Source organism: Caulobacter sp. (genome assembly GCF_039596335.1).
GTDB lineage: Bacteria > Pseudomonadota > Alphaproteobacteria > Caulobacterales > Caulobacteraceae > Caulobacter.
Genome location: NZ_JBCNJZ010000002.1, coordinates 133721 through 150620 on the forward strand (window position 1 = coordinate 133721; position 16900 = coordinate 150620).

At 68.9% G+C, this 16900-nt stretch carries 22 protein-coding genes; 12 read left to right on the forward strand and 10 right to left on the reverse strand.

What is annotated here, in order from left to right:
* Positions 1–65: 65 nt before the first annotated feature.
* Both ABDW31_RS04650 and moeB read right to left on the reverse strand, forming a co-directional pair.
* Positions 66–1022, reverse strand: coding sequence for an alpha/beta hydrolase (locus ABDW31_RS04650; RefSeq protein WP_343698391.1), 957 nt, complete (start codon positions 1020–1022; stop codon positions 66–68).
* Positions 1023–1071: 49 nt separating this feature from the next.
* Complete coding sequence (moeB, locus tag ABDW31_RS04655; RefSeq protein ID WP_343698392.1) at positions 1072–1809, reverse strand: molybdopterin-synthase adenylyltransferase MoeB; 738 nt, start codon at positions 1807–1809, stop codon at positions 1072–1074.
* A 38-nt stretch (positions 1810–1847) separates the two neighbouring features.
* Between moeB and hslV the strand changes: the two genes are divergently transcribed.
* The gene (hslV, locus tag ABDW31_RS04660; RefSeq protein ID WP_184714983.1) at positions 1848–2411 is read left to right on the forward strand and encodes an ATP-dependent protease subunit HslV; all 564 of its coding nucleotides are present in this window, start codon (positions 1848–1850) and stop codon (positions 2409–2411) included.
* 3 nt (positions 2412–2414) lie between these two features.
* Entirely contained in the window at positions 2415–3710 is a 1296-nt protein-coding gene (gene hslU, locus ABDW31_RS04665) for an ATP-dependent protease ATPase subunit HslU (RefSeq protein WP_184714985.1), read from the forward strand.
* A 7-nt stretch (positions 3711–3717) separates the two neighbouring features.
* Here the strand turns inward: hslU and ABDW31_RS04670 are convergent, their stop codons facing one another.
* Positions 3718–4599: a bifunctional helix-turn-helix domain-containing protein/methylated-DNA--[protein]-cysteine S-methyltransferase gene (locus ABDW31_RS04670; protein WP_343698393.1), complete on the reverse strand. Its 882-nt coding sequence runs from the start codon at positions 4597–4599 to the stop codon at positions 3718–3720.
* A 109-nt stretch (positions 4600–4708) separates the two neighbouring features.
* On the opposite strand from ABDW31_RS04670, the gene nth reads away from it, so the two are divergent.
* The gene (gene nth, locus ABDW31_RS04675) at positions 4709–5401 is read left to right on the forward strand and encodes an endonuclease III (RefSeq protein WP_343698439.1); all 693 of its coding nucleotides are present in this window, start codon (positions 4709–4711) and stop codon (positions 5399–5401) included.
* Between the two features lie 133 nt (positions 5402–5534).
* On the opposite strand, the gene ABDW31_RS04680 is transcribed toward nth, so the two are convergent.
* The gene (locus ABDW31_RS04680; RefSeq protein ID WP_343698394.1) at positions 5535–6392 is read right to left on the reverse strand and encodes a transporter; all 858 of its coding nucleotides are present in this window, start codon (positions 6390–6392) and stop codon (positions 5535–5537) included.
* Positions 6393–6538: 146 nt separating this feature from the next.
* Between ABDW31_RS04680 and ABDW31_RS04685 the strand changes: the two genes are divergently transcribed.
* The 6 genes from ABDW31_RS04685 to ABDW31_RS04710 are packed head-to-tail and all read left to right on the forward strand — an operon-like array spanning position 6539 to position 10595.
* Positions 6539–7528 (forward strand): adenosine kinase, encoded by a 990-nt coding sequence (locus ABDW31_RS04685; RefSeq protein WP_343698395.1) that lies wholly within the window; start codon positions 6539–6541, stop codon positions 7526–7528.
* A gap of 8 nt (positions 7529–7536) precedes the next feature.
* A complete protein-coding gene (hisB, locus tag ABDW31_RS04690) occupies positions 7537–8127 on the forward strand; it encodes an imidazoleglycerol-phosphate dehydratase HisB (protein WP_184714993.1) in 591 nt (196 codons plus the stop codon).
* 8 nt (positions 8128–8135) lie between these two features.
* Positions 8136–8777, forward strand: a complete 642-nt coding sequence (hisH, locus tag ABDW31_RS04695) for an imidazole glycerol phosphate synthase subunit HisH (protein ID WP_184714995.1) — start codon at positions 8136–8138, stop codon at positions 8775–8777.
* Entirely contained in the window at positions 8765–9499 is a 735-nt protein-coding gene (hisA, locus tag ABDW31_RS04700; RefSeq protein ID WP_184714997.1) for a 1-(5-phosphoribosyl)-5-[(5-phosphoribosylamino)methylideneamino]imidazole-4-carboxamide isomerase, read from the forward strand. Before hisH ends, hisA begins: the two co-directional genes overlap by 13 nt.
* Positions 9499–10275: an imidazole glycerol phosphate synthase subunit HisF gene (gene hisF, locus ABDW31_RS04705; protein ID WP_184714999.1), complete on the forward strand. Its 777-nt coding sequence runs from the start codon at positions 9499–9501 to the stop codon at positions 10273–10275. Before hisA ends, hisF begins: the two co-directional genes overlap by 1 nt.
* Entirely contained in the window at positions 10272–10595 is a 324-nt protein-coding gene (locus ABDW31_RS04710) for a phosphoribosyl-ATP diphosphatase (RefSeq protein ID WP_343698396.1), read from the forward strand. The genes hisF and ABDW31_RS04710 overlap by 4 nt, the downstream gene beginning before the upstream one ends.
* 9 nt (positions 10596–10604) lie before the next feature.
* On the opposite strand, the gene ABDW31_RS04715 is transcribed toward ABDW31_RS04710, so the two are convergent.
* From ABDW31_RS04715 to timA, 3 genes are read right to left on the reverse strand one after another with little or no spacing between them, the layout of a single operon-like run.
* On the reverse strand, positions 10605–11171 hold the full coding sequence (locus ABDW31_RS04715) for a Smr/MutS family protein (RefSeq protein ID WP_343698397.1): 567 nt from the start codon (positions 11169–11171) through the stop codon (positions 10605–10607).
* 1 nt (position 11172) lies between these two features.
* Positions 11173–12339: an MltA domain-containing protein gene (locus ABDW31_RS04720; protein ID WP_343698398.1), complete on the reverse strand. Its 1167-nt coding sequence runs from the start codon at positions 12337–12339 to the stop codon at positions 11173–11175.
* Positions 12339–12932, reverse strand: coding sequence for a TIM44-related membrane protein TimA (gene timA / locus ABDW31_RS04725; RefSeq protein ID WP_184715007.1), 594 nt, complete (start codon positions 12930–12932; stop codon positions 12339–12341). The genes ABDW31_RS04720 and timA overlap by 1 nt, the downstream gene beginning before the upstream one ends.
* Before the next feature lie 159 nt (positions 12933–13091).
* On the opposite strand from timA, the gene secB reads away from it, so the two are divergent.
* Positions 13092–13580: a protein-export chaperone SecB gene (gene secB / locus ABDW31_RS04730; RefSeq protein ID WP_184715009.1), complete on the forward strand. Its 489-nt coding sequence runs from the start codon at positions 13092–13094 to the stop codon at positions 13578–13580.
* Between the two features lie 179 nt (positions 13581–13759).
* Here the strand turns inward: secB and ABDW31_RS04735 are convergent, their stop codons facing one another.
* Positions 13760–14446, reverse strand: coding sequence for a response regulator transcription factor (locus tag ABDW31_RS04735; RefSeq protein WP_184723505.1), 687 nt, complete (start codon positions 14444–14446; stop codon positions 13760–13762).
* A 75-nt stretch (positions 14447–14521) separates the two neighbouring features.
* On the opposite strand from ABDW31_RS04735, the gene ABDW31_RS04740 reads away from it, so the two are divergent.
* The gene (locus tag ABDW31_RS04740) at positions 14522–15031 is read left to right on the forward strand and encodes a L,D-transpeptidase family protein (protein ID WP_343698399.1); all 510 of its coding nucleotides are present in this window, start codon (positions 14522–14524) and stop codon (positions 15029–15031) included.
* Here ABDW31_RS04740 and ABDW31_RS04745 read toward each other — a convergent pair.
* A complete protein-coding gene (locus tag ABDW31_RS04745; RefSeq protein WP_343698400.1) occupies positions 15028–15681 on the reverse strand; it encodes a YggS family pyridoxal phosphate-dependent enzyme in 654 nt (217 codons plus the stop codon). The genes ABDW31_RS04740 and ABDW31_RS04745 overlap by 4 nt on opposite strands.
* A 15-nt stretch (positions 15682–15696) precedes the next feature.
* Here ABDW31_RS04745 and ABDW31_RS04750 point away from each other — a divergent pair, with 15 nt between their 5' ends.
* Positions 15697–16317, forward strand: coding sequence for a thiamine phosphate synthase (locus ABDW31_RS04750; protein WP_343698401.1), 621 nt, complete (start codon positions 15697–15699; stop codon positions 16315–16317).
* On the opposite strand, the gene ABDW31_RS04755 is transcribed toward ABDW31_RS04750, so the two are convergent.
* Positions 16314–16724: an NtrZ family periplasmic regulatory protein gene (locus ABDW31_RS04755; protein ID WP_172267073.1), complete on the reverse strand. Its 411-nt coding sequence runs from the start codon at positions 16722–16724 to the stop codon at positions 16314–16316. The two genes, ABDW31_RS04750 and ABDW31_RS04755, sit on opposite strands and share 4 nt — an antisense overlap.
* Between the last annotated feature and the right edge of the window lie 176 nt (positions 16725–16900).

A 16900-nucleotide genomic window follows, 5' to 3' on the forward strand; every position in this document is an offset into this window, starting at 1 on the left:
CGTTACTGTCGGGGAGGCCTTACCCCAAAGGGATGACGGCCGCGCCTCCGTAAAGTCCCGGACATCTAGGAACGCGGCGGGTGCGACACCAGCCAAGCCTTGAGGTCGGCGGCCGAGCGTTCGGGGATCTGCTCCATCGGCACGTGGCCGACGCCGGGGTAAATGATCAGGGTCGCGCCCGGTATGGCCTTGTGGAACTTCTCGCCGTCGGCGGCCGGGATCAGCCGGTCGTCCTGGCCGAACAGGATCAAGGTTGGGACGTGGATGCGCGAGAGGTCCGCCGCCCTCGCCTCACGCCGCGGGCCGGTCTGCAGCGACAGCATGATGTCGCGATGGCCGGGCGCGCGGGCCAGGTCGGCATAGCGGTTGATCAGGGCCGGGGTGACCAGCCTGGGATCCAGATACGCCGCCCGCAGGCCCTGGGCGATCAGCGGCCGGGTGTCGATATCCTTTAGCAGCGCCCGGCCGAGCGGCATGCGCATGATCGAGAAGATCGCCGCGCCGCTGGGCTTGTTCGCCGGCCAGCCCGCGGCGTCGACCAGCACCAGGCGCTCGACCTTGTCCGGATGGTCCAGGGTGTAGACCCAGGCGACACCACCGCCCATGGAATTGCCGCCCAGGGTGAAGCGGGTCAGGCCCAGATTGCGCGTCACGCCATCGACCACCGCTCCGAAGCCGTCGCGACCGCCGACCAGCGGACCTCGGGTCAGGCCGTGGCCCGGCAGGTCCAGCACGACCACGCGGTAGTCCTGGGCCAGCGCGGCGATCCAACCGTTCCAGGCATAGGTCGAAGACGAGAAGCCGTGGACCAGGACGATGGCGGGCGCGTCGCGGGGGCCCAGGTCGCGGTAGTGCGCTCGTACGCCGCCGGGCAGGTCCATGTACTGGCTGTCGGCGTGGCCATACCGCTGCTCGAGCGTGGCGTAGGGGATGTCGGGCCGCTGCAGCAGAAACCACGCCCCGACCAGCAGCACGACGACCACGCCCAGGCCGATCAACAGTCCGCGCGCCAGCCTGCTCATTCCGCCCTCCCCGCCGAGACGCTCAGCGAACCGCGCCAGAGCTTGCGCGTCAAGAACCGCAGGCGGGACAGGCCGGGTCGGCGCCGATGCGCACCGTGCGGGTCTCGGCGGCCAGGGCGTCGTAGATCAAAAGCCGGCCCGAGAGGGGCTGACCGGCGCCGACGATCAGCTTGATCGCCTCCAGCGCCATCATCGAGCCGATCACCCCCGCCAGAGCCCCGACCACCCCGACCAGCGAACAGGTCTCGGCGTCCGGCGGGACTTCCGGCACCAGGCAGCGGTAGCAGGGCTGGCCGTGGAACACCCCGACCTGACCGGTCCAGCGGCCCAGGGCCCCACTGACCAGCGGCTTGCCATGGGCCAGACAGGCGTCGCTGACCGCGAAGCGGGTCTTAAAATCGTCGGTGCCATCCAGGACAAGGTCATACTGCGCGACCACCGCGCCGGCGTTGGTTTCGTCCAGCCATAGCGGATGGGTTTCGACGGTCGTGTGCGGGTTCAGAGCGCTTAAGTGCTCGACCGCCGCCTCGACCTTGGGCCGGCCGACATCGCCCGTGGCGTACAGCACCTGGCGCTGCATATTGGACAGCGAAACCGTGTCTGGATCGACCAAGCCAATGGTCCCGACGCCCGCCGCGGCCAGGTACAGCGCGGCCGGCGCGCCCAGGCCGCCGGCTCCGACCATTAGCACCCGCGCGCCCTTCAGCTTCTGTTGTCCCGGACCGCCGACCTCGCGCAGGACCAGGTGGCGGGCATAGCGCTCGACCTCTTCCGGCGTGAAGCTCATCCTTGATCTCCGGGAAAAGCCTCGCCACATGCGAAGCCATGCAAAACTCGAATTCCTTCCCGGACTGGCACGGCACGACCATTCTGGCGGTGCGCAAGAATGGACAGACCGTGATCGCCGGTGACGGACAGGTCTCCATGGGCCCAACCGTCGTCAAGGGCAACGCCCGCAAGGTGCGCCGCCTGGCCGGCGGCAAGGTCGTGGCGGGCTTCGCCGGCGCCACCGCCGACGCCTTCACCCTGATCGAGCGTCTCGAGGCCAAGCTGGAGCAGTATCCCGACCAACTGGCCCGCGCCTGCGTCGACCTGGCCAAGGACTGGCGCACCGACCGCTATCTGCGCCGGCTGGAAGCCATGCTGCTCGTGGCGGATGCGACCGCCATCTACACCGTCACCGGCGTGGGCGACGTGCTGGAGCCGGGCGAGAGCGCCAATGGCAACGCCGTGGCGGCCATCGGCTCGGGCGGCAACTACGCTCTGGCCGCGGGTAAAGCGCTCCTCGACCAGGATCTCTCGGCCGAAGAGTTGGCTCGCAAGGCCATGAGCATCGCCGCGGAGATCTGCGTCTACACCAACGGCAACCTGACCGTCGAAGTCCTATAAATCATGACCGAATTTTCCCCCCGCGAGATCGTTTCCGAGCTCGACCGCTTCATCGTCGGCCACAACGAGGCCAAGAAGGCCGTCGCCGTCGCCTTGCGCAACCGCTGGCGTCGCCGCCGCGCGCCGGCCGACATCCGTGACGAGCTGACCCCGAAGAACATCCTGCTGATCGGCCCCACCGGCGTCGGCAAGACCGAGATCGCCCGCCGCCTGGCGCGCCTGGCCCAGGCCCCGTTCCTGAAAGTCGAAGCCACCAAGTTCACCGAGGTCGGCTATGTCGGCCGCGACGTCGACCAGATCGTCCGTGACCTGGTTGAAAGCGCCCTGGCCATGGTCCGCGACAAGCGTCGCGCCGCCGTCAAGGCCAAGGCTGAAGGCGCCGCCGAGGATCGCATCCTCGACGCCCTGACCGGTCCCGGCGCGACCGCCGCCCGCGAGGCCTTCCGCAAGAAGCTGCGGGCCGGCGAGCTGGACGACAAGGAGATCGAGCTGCAGCTGGCCGACACCGGCGGCGGTCAGACCTTCGAGATCCCCGGCCAGCCCGGCGCGGCGATGTTCAACCTGTCGGACATGATGAAGTCGCTGGGCGGCGGTAAGACCAAGACCCACAAGACCACCGTGTCCGGGGCCTGGGCGCCGCTGATCGCCGAGGAAAGCGACAAGCTGCTGGACCAGGAGGCCCTGACCCAGGAGGCCCTGGAGCTGGCCGAGAACCACGGCATCGTCTTCCTGGACGAGATCGACAAGGTGGCCAGCAGCTCGCAGCGCTCGGGCGCCGATGTCTCCCGCGAAGGCGTGCAGCGCGACCTGCTGCCGCTGATCGAGGGCACGACGGTCTCGACCAAGTACGGGCCGGTGAAGACCGACCACATCCTGTTCATCGCCTCGGGCGCCTTCCACGTCGCCAAGCCGTCCGACCTGTTGCCCGAACTGCAGGGCCGTCTGCCGATCCGCGTGGAGCTGAAGGGCCTGACCCGCGACGACCTGCGCCGCATCCTGACCGAGCCGGAAGCCAACCTGATCCGCCAGCACCAGGCGCTGATGGCCACCGAGGGCGTAACCCTGGCCTTCAGCGACGACGCGATCGACGCCCTGGCCGATGCGGCCGTGGCCGTGAACGCCTCGGTCGAGAACATCGGAGCGCGGCGGCTTCAGACCATCCTGGAAAAGGTGGTCGAGGAGATCAGCTTCACGGCGGCCGATCGTGGCGGCGAGACCATCACCATCGATGAGGCCTATGTGAAGGACCGCGTCGGCGCCCTGGCGGCTAACGCGGACCTGAGCCGGTTCATCCTCTAGCGGGCGACTAGGAGGCGGCGGCCACCGCCTCCATCCCCAAAATCGCCGCCTTCCGCGCCAGGCCCCAGTGGTAGCCGGTCAACTTGCCGCTTTTGGCGATCGCCCGGTGGCAGGGGATCAGCAGCGAGATCGGGTTGGCCCCGATCGCGCCGCCGGTCGCCTGGAAGGCCTTGGGCTTGCCGGCCCAGTGGGCGACCTGGCCATAGGTGGCCGTCTCGCCGGCCGGGATGCGCAGCAGAGCCTTCCAGACCTGCACGTGATAGGGCGAGCCGATCAGCACGACCGGCACCGGCCCCTCCCCGCCCGCGAAGGCGTGCAGGGCCATGGCCTGGGCGGCCATGTCGTCGCGGGTCCAGGTCGCCGCCGGGAAGCGGCGGTGCATGTCGGCGAAGCTGGCCTCGTCATCGCCGTCCGAGAAGGCCAGGCCCGCCAGGCCGCGGTCGGCCATCACGAACAGGCCCTTGCCGAACGGCGTAGGGGCCCAGCCCCAGCGCAGCTTCATGCCCTCGCCGCGACGCCGCACCTCGCCGGGGGTCGCGGCCTCCTGGGCGATGAACAGGTCGTGCAGTCGCGAGGGCCCCGACAGCCCGGCGTCGAAGGCCGCGTCCAGCACGGTGCCGCCGGCCTCCAGCGAGCGGCGAGCCTCGGCGTGGGCGATGGCCGCCACGAAGCTCTTGGGGCTGACCCCCGCCCAGCGGGTGAAGATGCGCTGGAAGTGGAACGGCGAGAGGCCCACGGCCTGGGCCGCCTCGTCCAGCGAGGGGTGATCGGACCACCGCGCGGCCAGCCAATCCAGCGCCTTGGCCATGCGGTGATAGTCGACCGAGCGTTCGGCGAGGCGAACGAGCTCGAGGTTCTCTGCGGGGGGTGCGTCGTATGCCATGGTCATCAGGCTAGGCCCCTCGTCGAACGGCGTCCGCCCGGTTCTTGCGGCGATTTTACGGGGCTGTCCGGCGCTTGGCGAGCCACCTGTCTTGGTGTTTCAGGCGCATCACGGCATGGTCCGCGCCATGGCCGTCGTGAAGAAAAAGCCCGTCAAGCGCATCAGCCCCGCCGAGCGCGAGCGGGTCAGGATCCTGTTCGAGCGCTTCGAGAGCCTGGACCTGCATCCCAAGACCGAGCTGAACTATTCCAACCCCTACGAACTGGTCACCGCCGTGGCCCTGTCGGCCCAGGCCACCGACGTCCAGGTCAACAAGGCCACCGGCCCGCTGTTCCAGGTCGCCGACAGCGCCGAGAAGATGCTGGAGCTCGGGGAAGAGGGGCTGATCAAGTACATCGCCTCGATCGGCCTCTTCCGCACCAAGGCCAAGAACGTCATCGCCGCCGCCCACATCCTGATCGACAAGCACGGCGGCCAAGTGCCGCTGAACCGCTTGGACCTGGAGTCCCTGCCGGGCGTGGGCCGCAAGACCGCCTCGGTGGTGCTGAACGAACTGGACATCGAACCGGCCATCGCCGTCGACACCCACGTGTTCCGGGTCTCGCACCGGCTCAAGCTGTCAGCCGGCAAGGTCCCGGACGCTGTCGAGCAGGACCTGATGCGGATCGTGCCGGGGCCCTACCAGACGCGAGCGCACCACTGGCTGATCCTGCACGGGCGGTATGTCTGCGTGGCGCGGAAACCGAAGTGCGAGGTGTGCAAGATCAGTGATCTATGCCCGTCGCGGGAGTTGTTCCTGGGGGCCTGACCGGCCCAGAGGATCCTCCCCCGCGTTGCGGGGGAGGTGGCCCAGAGGGCCGGAGGGGGCTAATGCGGCCTCGATCCAGCTCGCCCCCTCAGTCGCTTCGCGACAGCTCCCCCGCATCGCGGGGGAGCATCCATCAGCCGATTGCCCTGACCACCGCCGCCGCAAACCCCGCGCCCCCGTCATGCGCATGCTGCAGGAAGAGATCCGGCTCGATCACCTCCAGCTCCATCAGCTGCGGGGTGTGGTCCAAGCCGCGGATCAGGTCCACCCGCGCATAGGTCAGGTTCGCCGGCGCGGCCTCCAGCACCAGTTCCGCCGCCCGCAGAGCCTCGCGCTCCGGAGCGATCTGGCTGACCACGCCGCCGAACTGCGGCTGGACGCGGAAGTCGCCCAGCACGGCGACCTTGGCCACCGCGTGACTGAACTGGCCGTCGAAATAGAACAGCGACAGCTCGCCCTCCTCGCCCACCGCCGGCAGGAACGGCTGGATTAGGGCCGGCCCGGTCGGACCGCCTTCCAGCGAGCCATGGCGCTTGACCCGGATGGTGTCCTGCGAACCAGCCGAGACCTGCGGCTTGACCACCACCTCGTCGACCCCGAAGGCGTCGAAGGCGGCGTGGGCGATCTCGTCGGTCAGGCGGTCGTGAGCCTGCGTCGGCACCACCGGCGCGCCCTTGCCCTCAAGCTCGACCAGGTAGGTCTTGGTCGAGTTCCAGCGCATGATCGACGGCGCATTGGCTACCCGCACGCCGTCGGCCTCCAGCCGATCCAGCAGGCCGAACCACTCGGGCTGGCGATGGTGGTAACCCCAGGCCAGGGACGGCATGACCAACCGGGCCTGGTCCTTGTCGATCGGGTCGGTCCAGGGCTGAGGCTCAACCGTCAGGCCCTTATCACGCAGCGGTGCGGCCAGGCGCTCGAACAGCGGGCTCCAGCTATTGGCGAACCGCGGCTCGTCGCGGGCGGGGACCAGGATCAGGACGTCGACCATCGGTTTACTCGCAGCTGCTAGGGCTTCGCAGCTAGGCCTTGGCGGGCCGCCGGGCAAGCCTCGCGTTGCCTTGCACCGCCACTTCCTTTAATCGCCGTCCCTGATGGGCCTCTCAGCCCTGTTCTTTCAAAGGTTTGTCCCGCCCCATGACCGCGCTCTACGACGTCGCCGCCATCGGTAACGCCATCGTCGACGTCATCGCCCAGTGCGACGACGCGTTCCTGGAACGCGAAGCCATGGTCAAGGGCTCGATGGCCCTGATCGACGTCGCCCGCGCCGCCAGCCTGTACGACGTCATGGCCTCGGGCATCGAAGCCTCGGGCGGCAGCGCCGGCAACACCGTGGCGGGCGTGGCCAGCTTCGGCGGCAAGGCCGCGTTCATCGGCAAGGTCGCCGACGACCAGCTGGGCCGCGTCTTCACCCACGACATGCGCGCCATCGGCGCCACCTTCAACACCCCGCCGCTGGCCGACGGCCCGGCCACCGCCCAGAGCCTGATCAACGTCACCCCCGACGCGCAGCGCACCATGTCGACCTATCTGGGCGCGTGCGTCGAGCTGACCTCGGCCGACGTCGACCCGGCGATCATCGAGGCCGCCCAGTATTCTTACCTGGAAGGCTATCTGTTCGACCCGACCGAAGCCCGCAAGGCCTTCGCCAAGGCCGCCGCGCTGAGCCACGGCGCCGGTCGCAAGATCGCCATCACCCTGTCGGACAGCTTCGTCGTCGAGCGTCACCGCGACGCCCTCCTGGGCTTCATCGAGACCCAGTGCGACATCGTCTTCGCCAACGCCGCCGAAGTCTGCTCGCTGTTCCGCACCACCAATTTCGACGCCGCCGTTCAGGCTCTGGCCGGCAAGGTCGACATCGCCGCGGTCACCCGCAGCGAAAAGGGCTCGGTGATCACGCAGGGCGGCGCCCTTCACGAAATCTCGGCCTACCCCGTGGAAAAAGTCGTGGACACGACCGGCGCGGGCGACCAATACGCGGCGGGTTTCCTCTACGGCCTTTCCCAGGGTCGCCCGCTGCCGGTCTGCGGCCAGCTGGGCTCGCTCGCGGCCGCCGAGGTGATCGACCACTATGGTCCGCGCCCGCAGGTCAGCCTGCGTGAACTGGCCGCGAAGAACGGACTGTAAGGATTTCAATGGCCCGCACCGCTGAAGTGGTCCGCGAGACGAAAGAGACCCAGATCCGGGTCTGGATCGATCTCGACGGGACCGGCGTCTCGACGATCTCCACCGGCATCGGTTTCTACGACCATATGCTGGAGGCCTTCGCGCGCCACGGCGGCTTCGACCTGAAGGTCGAGACCAAGGGCGACCTGCACATCGACATGCACCACACGGTGGAAGACACCGGCATCGTGCTGGGCCAGGCGATCAACAAGGCGCTGGATGGCTTCAAGGGCATCCGGCGCTTCGGCTCGGCCTATATCCCGATGGACGAGACCCTGACGCGTTGCGCCATCGACCTGTCGAACCGGCCGTATCTGATCTGGAAGGTCGAGTTCAAGCGGCCCAAGGTCGGCGAGATGGACACCGAGCTGTTCAAGGAGTTCCACCACGCGTTCGCCATGAACTGCGGGGCGTGCATCCACCTGGAAACCCTGTACGGCGACAACACCCACCACGTCGCCGAAAGCGGCTTCAAGGCCCTGGCCCGGGCGCTGCGTCAGGCGGTCGAGATCGACCCGAAGACCGGCGGCCAGGCTCCGTCGACCAAAGGCGTGCTGTAGGACATCCCATGCAGACCGTCGCCCTGATCGACTACGGGTCGGGCAACCTGCGTTCGGCCGAAAAGGCCCTGCGTGAGGCGGCCCGCCGCCGCGATATCGCCGCCGAGATCGTCGTCACCGCCGACCCCGACCTTGTCGCCAAGGCCGATCGCGTCTTCCTGCCCGGCGTCGGGGCCTTCGCCTCGTGCCGCGCCGGCCTGGACGCCACCGGCGTTTACGAGGCCATGAACGAGGCCGTGCACGGGCGAGGCCAGCCGTTCATGGGCATCTGCGTCGGCCACCAGCTCCTGGCCACCGAAGGCCTGGAGTTCGGCGTCACCCCCGGCCTCGACTGGATCGGCGGCCAGGTGAAGAAGCTGCAGCCCAGCGATCCGGCCCTGACCATCCCGCACATGGGCTGGAACGCCGTGACCCTGGTCCGCGACCACGCCCTGTTCGCCGGCGTCCCTGACGGCGCGCATATGTACTACGCCAACTCCTTCGCCCTGACCGCGGCCGACCCGGCCGACGTCGTCGCCACGACGGACCACGGCGGTCCGTTCACCGCGGCGGTGGCCAAGGGCAATGTGGCTGGCCTACAGTTTCACCCTGAAAAGTCACAAGCCGCGGGGCTCGCCCTGCTCGCCAACTTCCTGGAATGGCGCCCATGATCCTCTATCCCGCCATCGACCTGAAGGACGGCCAGTGCGTGCGCCTGCTGCACGGCGACATGGAGAAGGCCACGGTCTTCAACAACTCGCCCGCCGACCAGGCCCAGCGCTTCGTCAAGGACGGCTTCTCGTGGCTGCACGTGGTCGACCTGAACGGCGCCATCGAGGGCAAGTCGGTCAACACCAAGGCCGTCGAGTCGATCCTGGAGTCGATCTCGATCCCGGTGCAGCTGGGCGGCGGCATCCGCACCCTGGAAGGCGTCGAGGCCTGGATCGAGGCCGGCGTTTCCCGCGTGATCCTGGGCACCATCGCCGTCCATGACCCGGACCTGGTCCGCAAGGCCGCCCGCCTTTGGCCGGAACAGATCGCCGTCGCCGTCGACGTGCGTGACGGCAAGGTCGCCATCGACGGCTGGACGGGCCTGTCGGACCTGGACGCCATCACCCTGGGCAAGCGCTTCGAGGACGTGGGCGTGGCCGCCCTGATCGTCACCGATATCAGCCGCGACGGCGCCCTGACCGGCGTCAATGTCGAGGGCGTGGGCGAGCTGGCCGACGCAGTCTCCATTCCCGTCATCGCCTCGGGCGGCGTCGCCGCTGTGGCCGACATCGAGCGCCTGAAGGCCCGTCCCGGCGTCGAGATCGCCGGCGCCATCCTGGGCCGCTCGCTCTATGCCGGCACCATCAAGCCCTCCGAAGCCCTGATCGCGGCGGCGATCTGATGCTGAAGACCCGGATCATTCCCTGCCTCGACGTGAAGGACGGGCGGGTGGTCAAGGGGGTCAATTTCGTGGCCCTGCGCGACGCCGGCGACCCGGTGGAGCAGGCGACCGCCTATGACGCCGCCGGCGCCGACGAGCTGATGTTCCTCGACATCACCGCCTCGAGCGAGAACCGCGGCCTGCTGCTGGACGTTATCTCGCGCACGGCCGAGGTCTGTTTCATGCCCGTCTCGGTGGGCGGCGGCGTGCGGCAGGTGTCGGACATGCGCCGGCTGCTGCTGGCCGGGGCCGACAAAGTCTCGACCAACACCGCGGCCGTCGAGAACCCTGACCTGATCGCCGGCGGCGCCGACGCCTTCGGCAGCCAGTGCGTGGTCGTGGCCATCGACGCCAAGCTGCGCGAGGACGGCTCGGGCTGGAACGTCTGGACCTATGGCGGCCGCAAGGACACCGGTCTGGACGTCGTCGACTGGGCCGCCAAGGTGGTCGAGCGCGGCGCGGGCGAGATTCTGCTGACCTCGATGGACCGCGATGGGGCCAAGATCGGCTACGACATCCCGCTGCTGAAGGCCGTGACCGGCGCCGTGAACGTGCCGGTGATCGCCTCGGGCGGCGCGGGCAAGACCGAACACTTGGTCGAAGCCGCCCGCGAAGGCCACGCCGCCGCCGTGCTGGCCGCCTCGATCTTCCACTTCGGCGAGATCAGCATCGGCGAGGCCAAGCAGGCCATGGCTGCCGCCGGCGTGCCGGTACGCCTGGACGGGGTCGCCGCATGAGCCGCCTGACCGACGTCCTGGACCGCCTGGCCGCCACGATCGAGAGCCGCAAGGGCGGCGACCCGACCGCGTCCTACACCGCCAAGCTGCTGAACGATCCGGCCCTGGCCGCCAAGAAGCTGGGCGAAGAAGCCGTCGAGACGGTGATCGCGGCGGTGGCTCAAGGGCCGGATGCCCTGGCCGCCGAGAGCGCCGACCTGCTCTACCACTGGCTGGCCCTGATGGCCGCCTCGGGCGTGTCGCTAGACGCTGTGGCCGAGAAGCTGGAGGCCCGTGAAGGCACCTCGGGCATCGCCGAGAAGGCTTCGCGCCCCAAATAGGCTGGAAGGCTAAGCCTTCCGCTTCAGCGCCACATACAGCGCGCCCTCGCCGCCGTGACGCTGGTCGGCGGTGGACACGCCGGCGATCATCTCGCGCACCGCTGCGCCGGCCAGCCACTCGGGCGTACGCTGCTTCAGTACGCCGTGACCGACCTTGCCCTTGCCGGTGATCACCAGCACCGCGCGGTGACCGTCGTCATAGGCGCGGCGGATAAAGCCCTCGAGCGTCGCCCGGGCCTGGTCCTGGTCGAGGCCGTGCATGTCCAGGCGCGCGCCGATCGGGTCGTGTTCCTTGACCAAGCGGCGCTTGCGGTTGGGCTCGATGCGGTCGGGCGCGTATTTCAGGGTCTTGGCCGGGGCCGGCTTGATCTCCTCGGGCGACACCCGCAGGGGCGCGATCGAGGCCAGGTGGGTCGGCGCCTCAACCGGGATCGCGGTGGCGGTCTTCACCGACCGGATCCGCGCCTTGCTGCGCATCTTCTCCGGCTTTTGCGGCGCGCGCGGAATCACCGTCGAGGCGACGAGCTTCCAGAGGCGGCGATCGTCATCCGGAGAGGGCGGCGGCTTCTTAGCCACGTCAGGGGTTCGGAACCAGGCGGTACATGCGCAGGGTGTGGCGCACGCGGCCGGCCTCGGCCCCCGCGGCGGCGCCCGAGCCCATATAGAGGTCCGCGCGGACCTCGCCCTTGATGGCCCCGCCGGTGTCCAGCGCCACGGCCAGGCGGCGATAGGCCGGGAAGGCCCCCGCCAGCTTCGGCGCGGCCGCGTCCAGCCAGAAGAGGCCGCCCATGGCGTGTCGGCTCAGATCAACGGCGATGGCGCGGCCGGCCGGCAGCGGAATGCCCGCCGCCCCGACCGCTTCCTTGCCATCGTCGGCCGCCATCTTGAAGAACACGTAGCGCGGGTTCAGCTGCATGATCGCGTCGGCCTTGGGCCCGCGATGAGCGGCCAGCCAGCTGCGGATCGACTCGCCGGAGGTGTTGTTGTCGGGCAGCAGGCCCTTGTCGCGCATCGGCGTGGCGATGCCGACGAACGGCCGGCCGTTGGTGCCGGCAAAGGCCGCGCGCACCCGGCGACCGTCGGGCAGCACCAGGATCCCCGAACCCTGGATCTGCAGGAAGAACAGCTCCTCGGGCCGCATCCAGGCCAAAGGCTTGTCGGTCGGCACGGCCTCAATGGCGGCGCGGTCCGGATAGGGCGTCAGGGTCGGGCCGTCGGGCCCGTCGGTCTTCTGGCTGATCAGGGAGGGCTCGCCCGCCATGTCCACGACCACCAGATCGGAGGGCAGGCCACGCACCGGCACGGTGAACTCGGTGTTGCGCGACATCCGCGCGTCGTACTGCGGGGCGAAATAGGCCGTCAGCAGGCCCTCGTCGCCGCCCTCCTTCACGCCTAGCGCCTCGGGGCGGAAGTTGGTCTCCAGGAACGCCCGCGCGCCGGCGGCGTCCTGGACGCTGGAGCTCTTGGCCAGACTGCAGACGCGGGCCAGCGCCGGATCCTTGGACACGCCGCAACCCGCGCGGAACGCGTTCAGCGCCGCCAGATGATCCTCCTCGCCCCAGCCCGGCAGGCTGGAGAACGACAGGGTTGGTGTCGGCGGGGTGGTGGCCGGCGGTGGCGTCGTCGTGGGCGGCGCGACCGGGCCGGTGGTGGGCGGCACGGGCGTCGTCACGCTGGCGCAGGCGCTCAGCAGCAGGCCCGCCAGGACCAGAGGGGCGAAGGCGCGCGAGAACACTCCGGTCATCACGCCTCGGCGGCGGCGACGAAGGTCAGGAACCAGTTGGGGTTGGCGCTCTTGACCTCGCGCTCGAAGGTCCAGAGTTCGGCCGTGCGGCGATCGTCGACGCCCTCGCCGCGCTCGTCCTTGGTGCGGGTGCGCACCTCGGCCAGGATGCGGACCACGGCCTTGGCGCTGTCGCCGACCAGGTCGATGCTTTCCAGGTCCAGGCGCGGCGGGGTCAGGAACTCGACCTTCTCGGTGCGGCCGGCGGCCTCCCGGGCGGCCATGGCCTGCTCGAAATTGGCCATCACCTCGGCCGACAGCAGCGGGCGCAGGGTCTCGCGATCGCCCTCGGCATAGGCCGAGACGATCTGCTCGTAGGCCGAGCGCGCGCCGGTCAGGAACTTGTTGGGATCGAAGTCGGGCTGCTTGGACTTCAGCGCCGCCAGGCCTTCCGAACGCAGCACCGGATGGGTGTCGGCCGCAGACGGCGCAGGACCCGGAACGGCGGCCGCGGGCGCGTCCTCGGGCTGACGCCCGACCCGACGCCCCAGCGTGGCGTAGAGTTGATACAGGACAATGGCGGCGACCGCGGCGAGGAACAGGATCTGGAGCACTTCAGGGTCCGGCTACAGGCTTCAAGCCCAGGGGTTCGTAGCTATATAGGCGAGACGCGTTCTCCCGTCAGGCGCCTGGCGTTGCGCCAGACGGACCCTCATGGTAGCAGCGCCCACCTTCTCTAGGCGTTTTAGGCGCCGATTACGGATTTTATCCTAATGACCGACACCACCGCCCCCGAGGCGACTTCGGCCGAAAACGCTGAACAACCCGGCGTCCGCATTCTGGCCCAGTTCGTTCGCGACTTCTCGTTCGAGAACCCGCTGGCCCCCGACAGCCTGCGCGCCGGCGCCGCCCAGCCGCAGATCGACATGGGCGTGGAAATGAACGCCCGCGGTCGTCCGGATGGCCTGTTCGAAGTCGACCTGAAGCTGTCGGCCCGCGCCCTGCGCGACGACCAGGCGGTGTTCCACGTCGAAGTCGTCTATGGCGGCCTGTTCCACATCGCCGGCGTTCCGGAAGCCGAGCTGGAGCCGGTCCTGCTGATCGAGTGCCCGCGCTTCCTGTTCCCCTACGCCCGTCGTCTGGTTTCGGACGTCACGGCCGAAGGCGGCTTCCCGCCCTTCCTGATCGACCCGATCGACTTCGCCGGCGTCTACGCCGCGCGCAAGGCCCAGGCCGAAGGCCAGCCGGTCGGCAACGCCTAAGTCCAGGCGGATCTGGTTTTGAGAGGGGCTCGACCGGAAGGTCGGGCCCTTTTCTTTTGCGCCGAGGGTCCGTCCTCGCCCTTCGACAGGCTCAGGGTGAGGACACTTTCAAGGCCGTTCAGTAGAAAACCTCACCCTGAGCTTGTCGACTTGTCGAAGGGCGAGGTTTGCGGGCCCACCTATGGCTGCAGCCTGTACCCGCCCATCTCGGTGATCAGGATGCGCGCCGTGGCCGGATCGGGCTCGATCTTCTGGCGCAGGCGATAGACGTGGGTCTCCAGCGTGTGGGTGGTGACCCCGGCGTTGTAGCCCCAGACCTCGGTCAGCAGCTCCTCGCGCGACACCGGCTTGGAGCCTGCGCGGTAGAGGTACTTGAGGATGTTGGTTTCCTTCTCGGTCAGCCGCACCTTCTTCTGCTTCTCGTCGACCAGCAGCTTGGCCGACGGGCGGAATTCGTACGGGCCGATACGGAACAGCGCGTCTTCCGAAGCTTCATAGCTGCGCAGCTGGGCGCGGATGCGGGCCAGCAGCACGCCAAAGCGGAAGGGCTTGGTGACGTAGTCGTTGGCGCCCGATTCCAGGCCCAGGATGGTGTCGCTATCGCTGGCGGCGGCCGTCAGCATGATCACCGGCGCGGTGACGCCGTTCTTGCGCATCAGGCGGCAAGCCTCGCGGCCGTCCATGTCGGGCAGGTCGACGTCCAGCAGGATCAGGTCCGGCTTGATCTCGCGCGACAACCGCACGCCTTCGCCGGCGCTGGAGGCCTCGTTGACGGCGAACTCCTCGTGCAGCGCCAGCTGCTCGGCCAAGGCGCCGCGCAGGTCGTCATCGTCGTCGATCAGCAATAGGGTCTTACGTTGCGCCATAAGGCGAAACATGCACCGCTGCGGCCCCTCGGGACAACCCCGGCCACGTTATAAGTCTTGGAGCCGACGCTTCCGATGTCCTTCCGCGCTCACACCGACGGCCGTTTCGACTTCGGGGGCCGCACCGTGCGTTGCGCGATCGGCAAGGCCGGCGCCCTGCCCGCCGCCGACAAGCGCGAGGGCGACAACAAGAGCCCGCTGGGCGCCTGGGTGATGCGCGAGGTCTGGTATCGGCCCGACGTCTATCCGGACGGTCCGAAGACCGCCCTGCCCGTGCGCGCCACGCGGCCGGAGGACGGCTGGTGCGATGCGGCGCAGGATCCGAACTACAATCGACCGGTCGTTCTGCCCTATCCGGCCAGCGCCGAGCGGATGTGGCGCGACGACCACGTCTACGACCTGGTGGTGATCCTGGGCCACAACGACGACCCGCCGGTTCCAGGGATGGGCTCGGCGATCTTCATGCACCTGGCGCGCGAGGGCTATCCCGGTACTGAGGGCTGCGTGGCCCTGGCGCGGGAGGATATCGAGGCGGTGCTGGCGGCCGCCCAGCCGGGCGACGCGGTCGAGATCGTCGCCGACTAGGCATAGTCGCGGCGACCAAAGATCGCCGAACCCACCCTCACCGAGGTCGCGCCCTGTTCGATGGCGGTCTCGAAGTCGTCGCTCATGCCCATCGACAGCTTCTCCACCCCGTTCGCCAGCCCGATCGCCTTCAGCAGGGCGAAGTGCGGCGCGGGATCCTGGTCGAAGGGCGGAATGCACATCAGGCCCTCGATCGTCAGGCCGTAGGTCGCGCGGCAGGCGGTGATGAAGGCCTCGGCCTCACTGGGCGAGACGCCGGCCTTCTGGTCCTCCTCGCCGGTATTGACCTGGACATAGAGGCGCGGCGCCCGGCCGGCGCGCTGGATCTCGTCGGCCAGCACCTTGGCCAGCTTCTCGCGGTCCAGGGTCTCGATGACGTCGAAGAAGCCGACCGCCTCACGGGCCTTGTTGGTCTGCAGCGGGCCGATCAGGCGCAGCTCCAGGCCTTCGCGGCGATCGCCCCAGCGCTCCATCGCCTCTTGAACCCGGTTCTCGCCGAACACTTTCTGTCCCGCTTCCAGCACCGGCGCGATATGGTCCCAGGGCTGGGTCTTGGAGACCGCCACCAGGGTCACCGCACCCGCCGGGCGGCCCGCGCGGGCCTCGGCGGCGGCGATGCGGCCGCGGATATCGACAAGCGCTTGAGACATGGAGACGGACCCGGCGTGGACGGCGTGAGCGAACTGGAGGTCCTGTCTAGGACGGCGGCGACCTTTCCGCCAAGGACCGTGCGCGGGATCACCCTGCCCGGCCTGCTGTTCTTCACCGATCCGGTCCGCGTCCCGCACCCCGAAGCCGTGGCCGAGCGCCTGCCGCGTGGCGCGGGGATCGTGTTCCGGGCCTTCAGCGCAGCCGACGCCGTCGAGCAGGGCCTTCGCCTGCGGGAGATCGCGACCGCGCGGGGGCTGCTCCTGCTGGCCGGCGCCGAGCCTGAACTGGCTCAGGCGATTCAGGCGGATGGCCTGCACATGCCCGAACGGCTGGCGGGCGAGATCCCGAACCTGAAGGTAGCCCGCCCGGGTTGGCTGGTCACCGCGGCGGCCCACAGCCCGGCGGCGCTCATGGCCGCGGAGCAAGCCGGCGCCGATGCGGCCGTCGTCTCCCCGGTCTTTGCCAGCAATAGCCCCTCGGCGGGAACGCCGCTTGGGATCGAGGGCCTGACGGCGCTGGTTTCGGCCACCACCCTGCCCGTCTATGCGCTAGGTGGCGTGCGCGCAGAAACCGCCGCGCGGCTGGCCGGCAGCAGGATCGTCGGATTGGCGGCGGTGGAAACCCTGGCGGGCTAGAACTTGAACGCGGTCTCGAGACGGACGCGCGGGGCGGCTTCCGTCGGCTCGGCCTTGCGGGCGGCCAGGGCCGGATTGCGTTCGCCCAGGGCCACGGCGCCGCCGACGCGGATCGACGGGGTCACCTTGAAGTAGGCGCCTGCCTGCACGTCCTGCAGTTCCATTTCACGGCTGGAAGGCTGGTCGAGGTCCAGCTTCAGGCCCCAGCGGCCTTTCTTGGCGTCCCAACGCAAGGCGCGCTTCTCGTCCTGCGGATACTGGACGCCGGCGGCGGCGCTGGTGAAGTCGTTCTTGACGCTGAAGTCAGGCGTCACGGCATGCGGCTTGGCCTGCGCAAACGCGGTCGCTGCCGATCCCGTCAGGATCAGCGCGGCAGCCCCCGCCAAGAAGAAACGCGTCGCGACCATCGCTACTCGCCGCCTATACTCAGTTGTCCCCACCCATCCCATATAGGAACGAGCCCCTTGCGTTGCGATTAAAGGCTTGGCCGGAACGCGGTCAACCGCACATCGGTCCCCGTTCCTGCTGAATCATATGATTCAATCGAGTCCTGTTGCGACGAGGTCACGCGATTCCTGTTTTG

Excerpts from the sequence above, each read along its gene's own strand:
- ABDW31_RS04735 (WP_184723505.1), bottom strand. The coding sequence starts at position 14,446 with ATGGCGCAACGTAAGACCCTATTGCTGATCGACGACGATGACGACCTG.
- ABDW31_RS04755 (WP_172267073.1), bottom strand. The coding sequence starts at position 16,724 with ATGGTCGCGACGCGTTTCTTCTTGGCGGGGGCTGCCGCGCTGATCCTG.
- moeB (WP_343698392.1), bottom strand. The coding sequence starts at position 1,809 with ATGAGCTTCACGCCGGAAGAGGTCGAGCGCTATGCCCGCCACCTGGTC.
- ABDW31_RS04670 (WP_343698393.1), bottom strand. The coding sequence starts at position 4,599 with ATGACCATGGCATACGACGCACCCCCCGCAGAGAACCTCGAGCTCGTT.
- secB (WP_184715009.1), top strand. The coding sequence starts at position 13,092 with ATGACCGACACCACCGCCCCCGAGGCGACTTCGGCCGAAAACGCTGAA.
- ABDW31_RS04740 (WP_343698399.1), top strand. The coding sequence starts at position 14,522 with ATGTCCTTCCGCGCTCACACCGACGGCCGTTTCGACTTCGGGGGCCGC.
- ABDW31_RS04680 (WP_343698394.1), bottom strand. The coding sequence starts at position 6,392 with ATGGTCGACGTCCTGATCCTGGTCCCCGCCCGCGACGAGCCGCGGTTC.
- nth (WP_343698439.1), top strand. The coding sequence starts at position 4,709 with ATGGTCCGCGCCATGGCCGTCGTGAAGAAAAAGCCCGTCAAGCGCATC.
- hslV (WP_184714983.1), top strand. The coding sequence starts at position 1,848 with ATGCAAAACTCGAATTCCTTCCCGGACTGGCACGGCACGACCATTCTG.
- hisB (WP_184714993.1), top strand. The coding sequence starts at position 7,537 with ATGGCCCGCACCGCTGAAGTGGTCCGCGAGACGAAAGAGACCCAGATC.
- ABDW31_RS04745 (WP_343698400.1), bottom strand. The coding sequence starts at position 15,681 with ATGTCTCAAGCGCTTGTCGATATCCGCGGCCGCATCGCCGCCGCCGAG.
- hslU (WP_184714985.1), top strand. The coding sequence starts at position 2,415 with ATGACCGAATTTTCCCCCCGCGAGATCGTTTCCGAGCTCGACCGCTTC.
- hisA (WP_184714997.1), top strand. The coding sequence starts at position 8,765 with ATGGCGCCCATGATCCTCTATCCCGCCATCGACCTGAAGGACGGCCAG.
- hisF (WP_184714999.1), top strand. The coding sequence starts at position 9,499 with ATGCTGAAGACCCGGATCATTCCCTGCCTCGACGTGAAGGACGGGCGG.
- ABDW31_RS04650 (WP_343698391.1), bottom strand. The coding sequence starts at position 1,022 with ATGAGCAGGCTGGCGCGCGGACTGTTGATCGGCCTGGGCGTGGTCGTC.
- ABDW31_RS04710 (WP_343698396.1), top strand. The coding sequence starts at position 10,272 with ATGAGCCGCCTGACCGACGTCCTGGACCGCCTGGCCGCCACGATCGAG.
- ABDW31_RS04720 (WP_343698398.1), bottom strand. The coding sequence starts at position 12,339 with ATGACCGGAGTGTTCTCGCGCGCCTTCGCCCCTCTGGTCCTGGCGGGC.
- ABDW31_RS04685 (WP_343698395.1), top strand. The coding sequence starts at position 6,539 with ATGACCGCGCTCTACGACGTCGCCGCCATCGGTAACGCCATCGTCGAC.
- hisH (WP_184714995.1), top strand. The coding sequence starts at position 8,136 with ATGCAGACCGTCGCCCTGATCGACTACGGGTCGGGCAACCTGCGTTCG.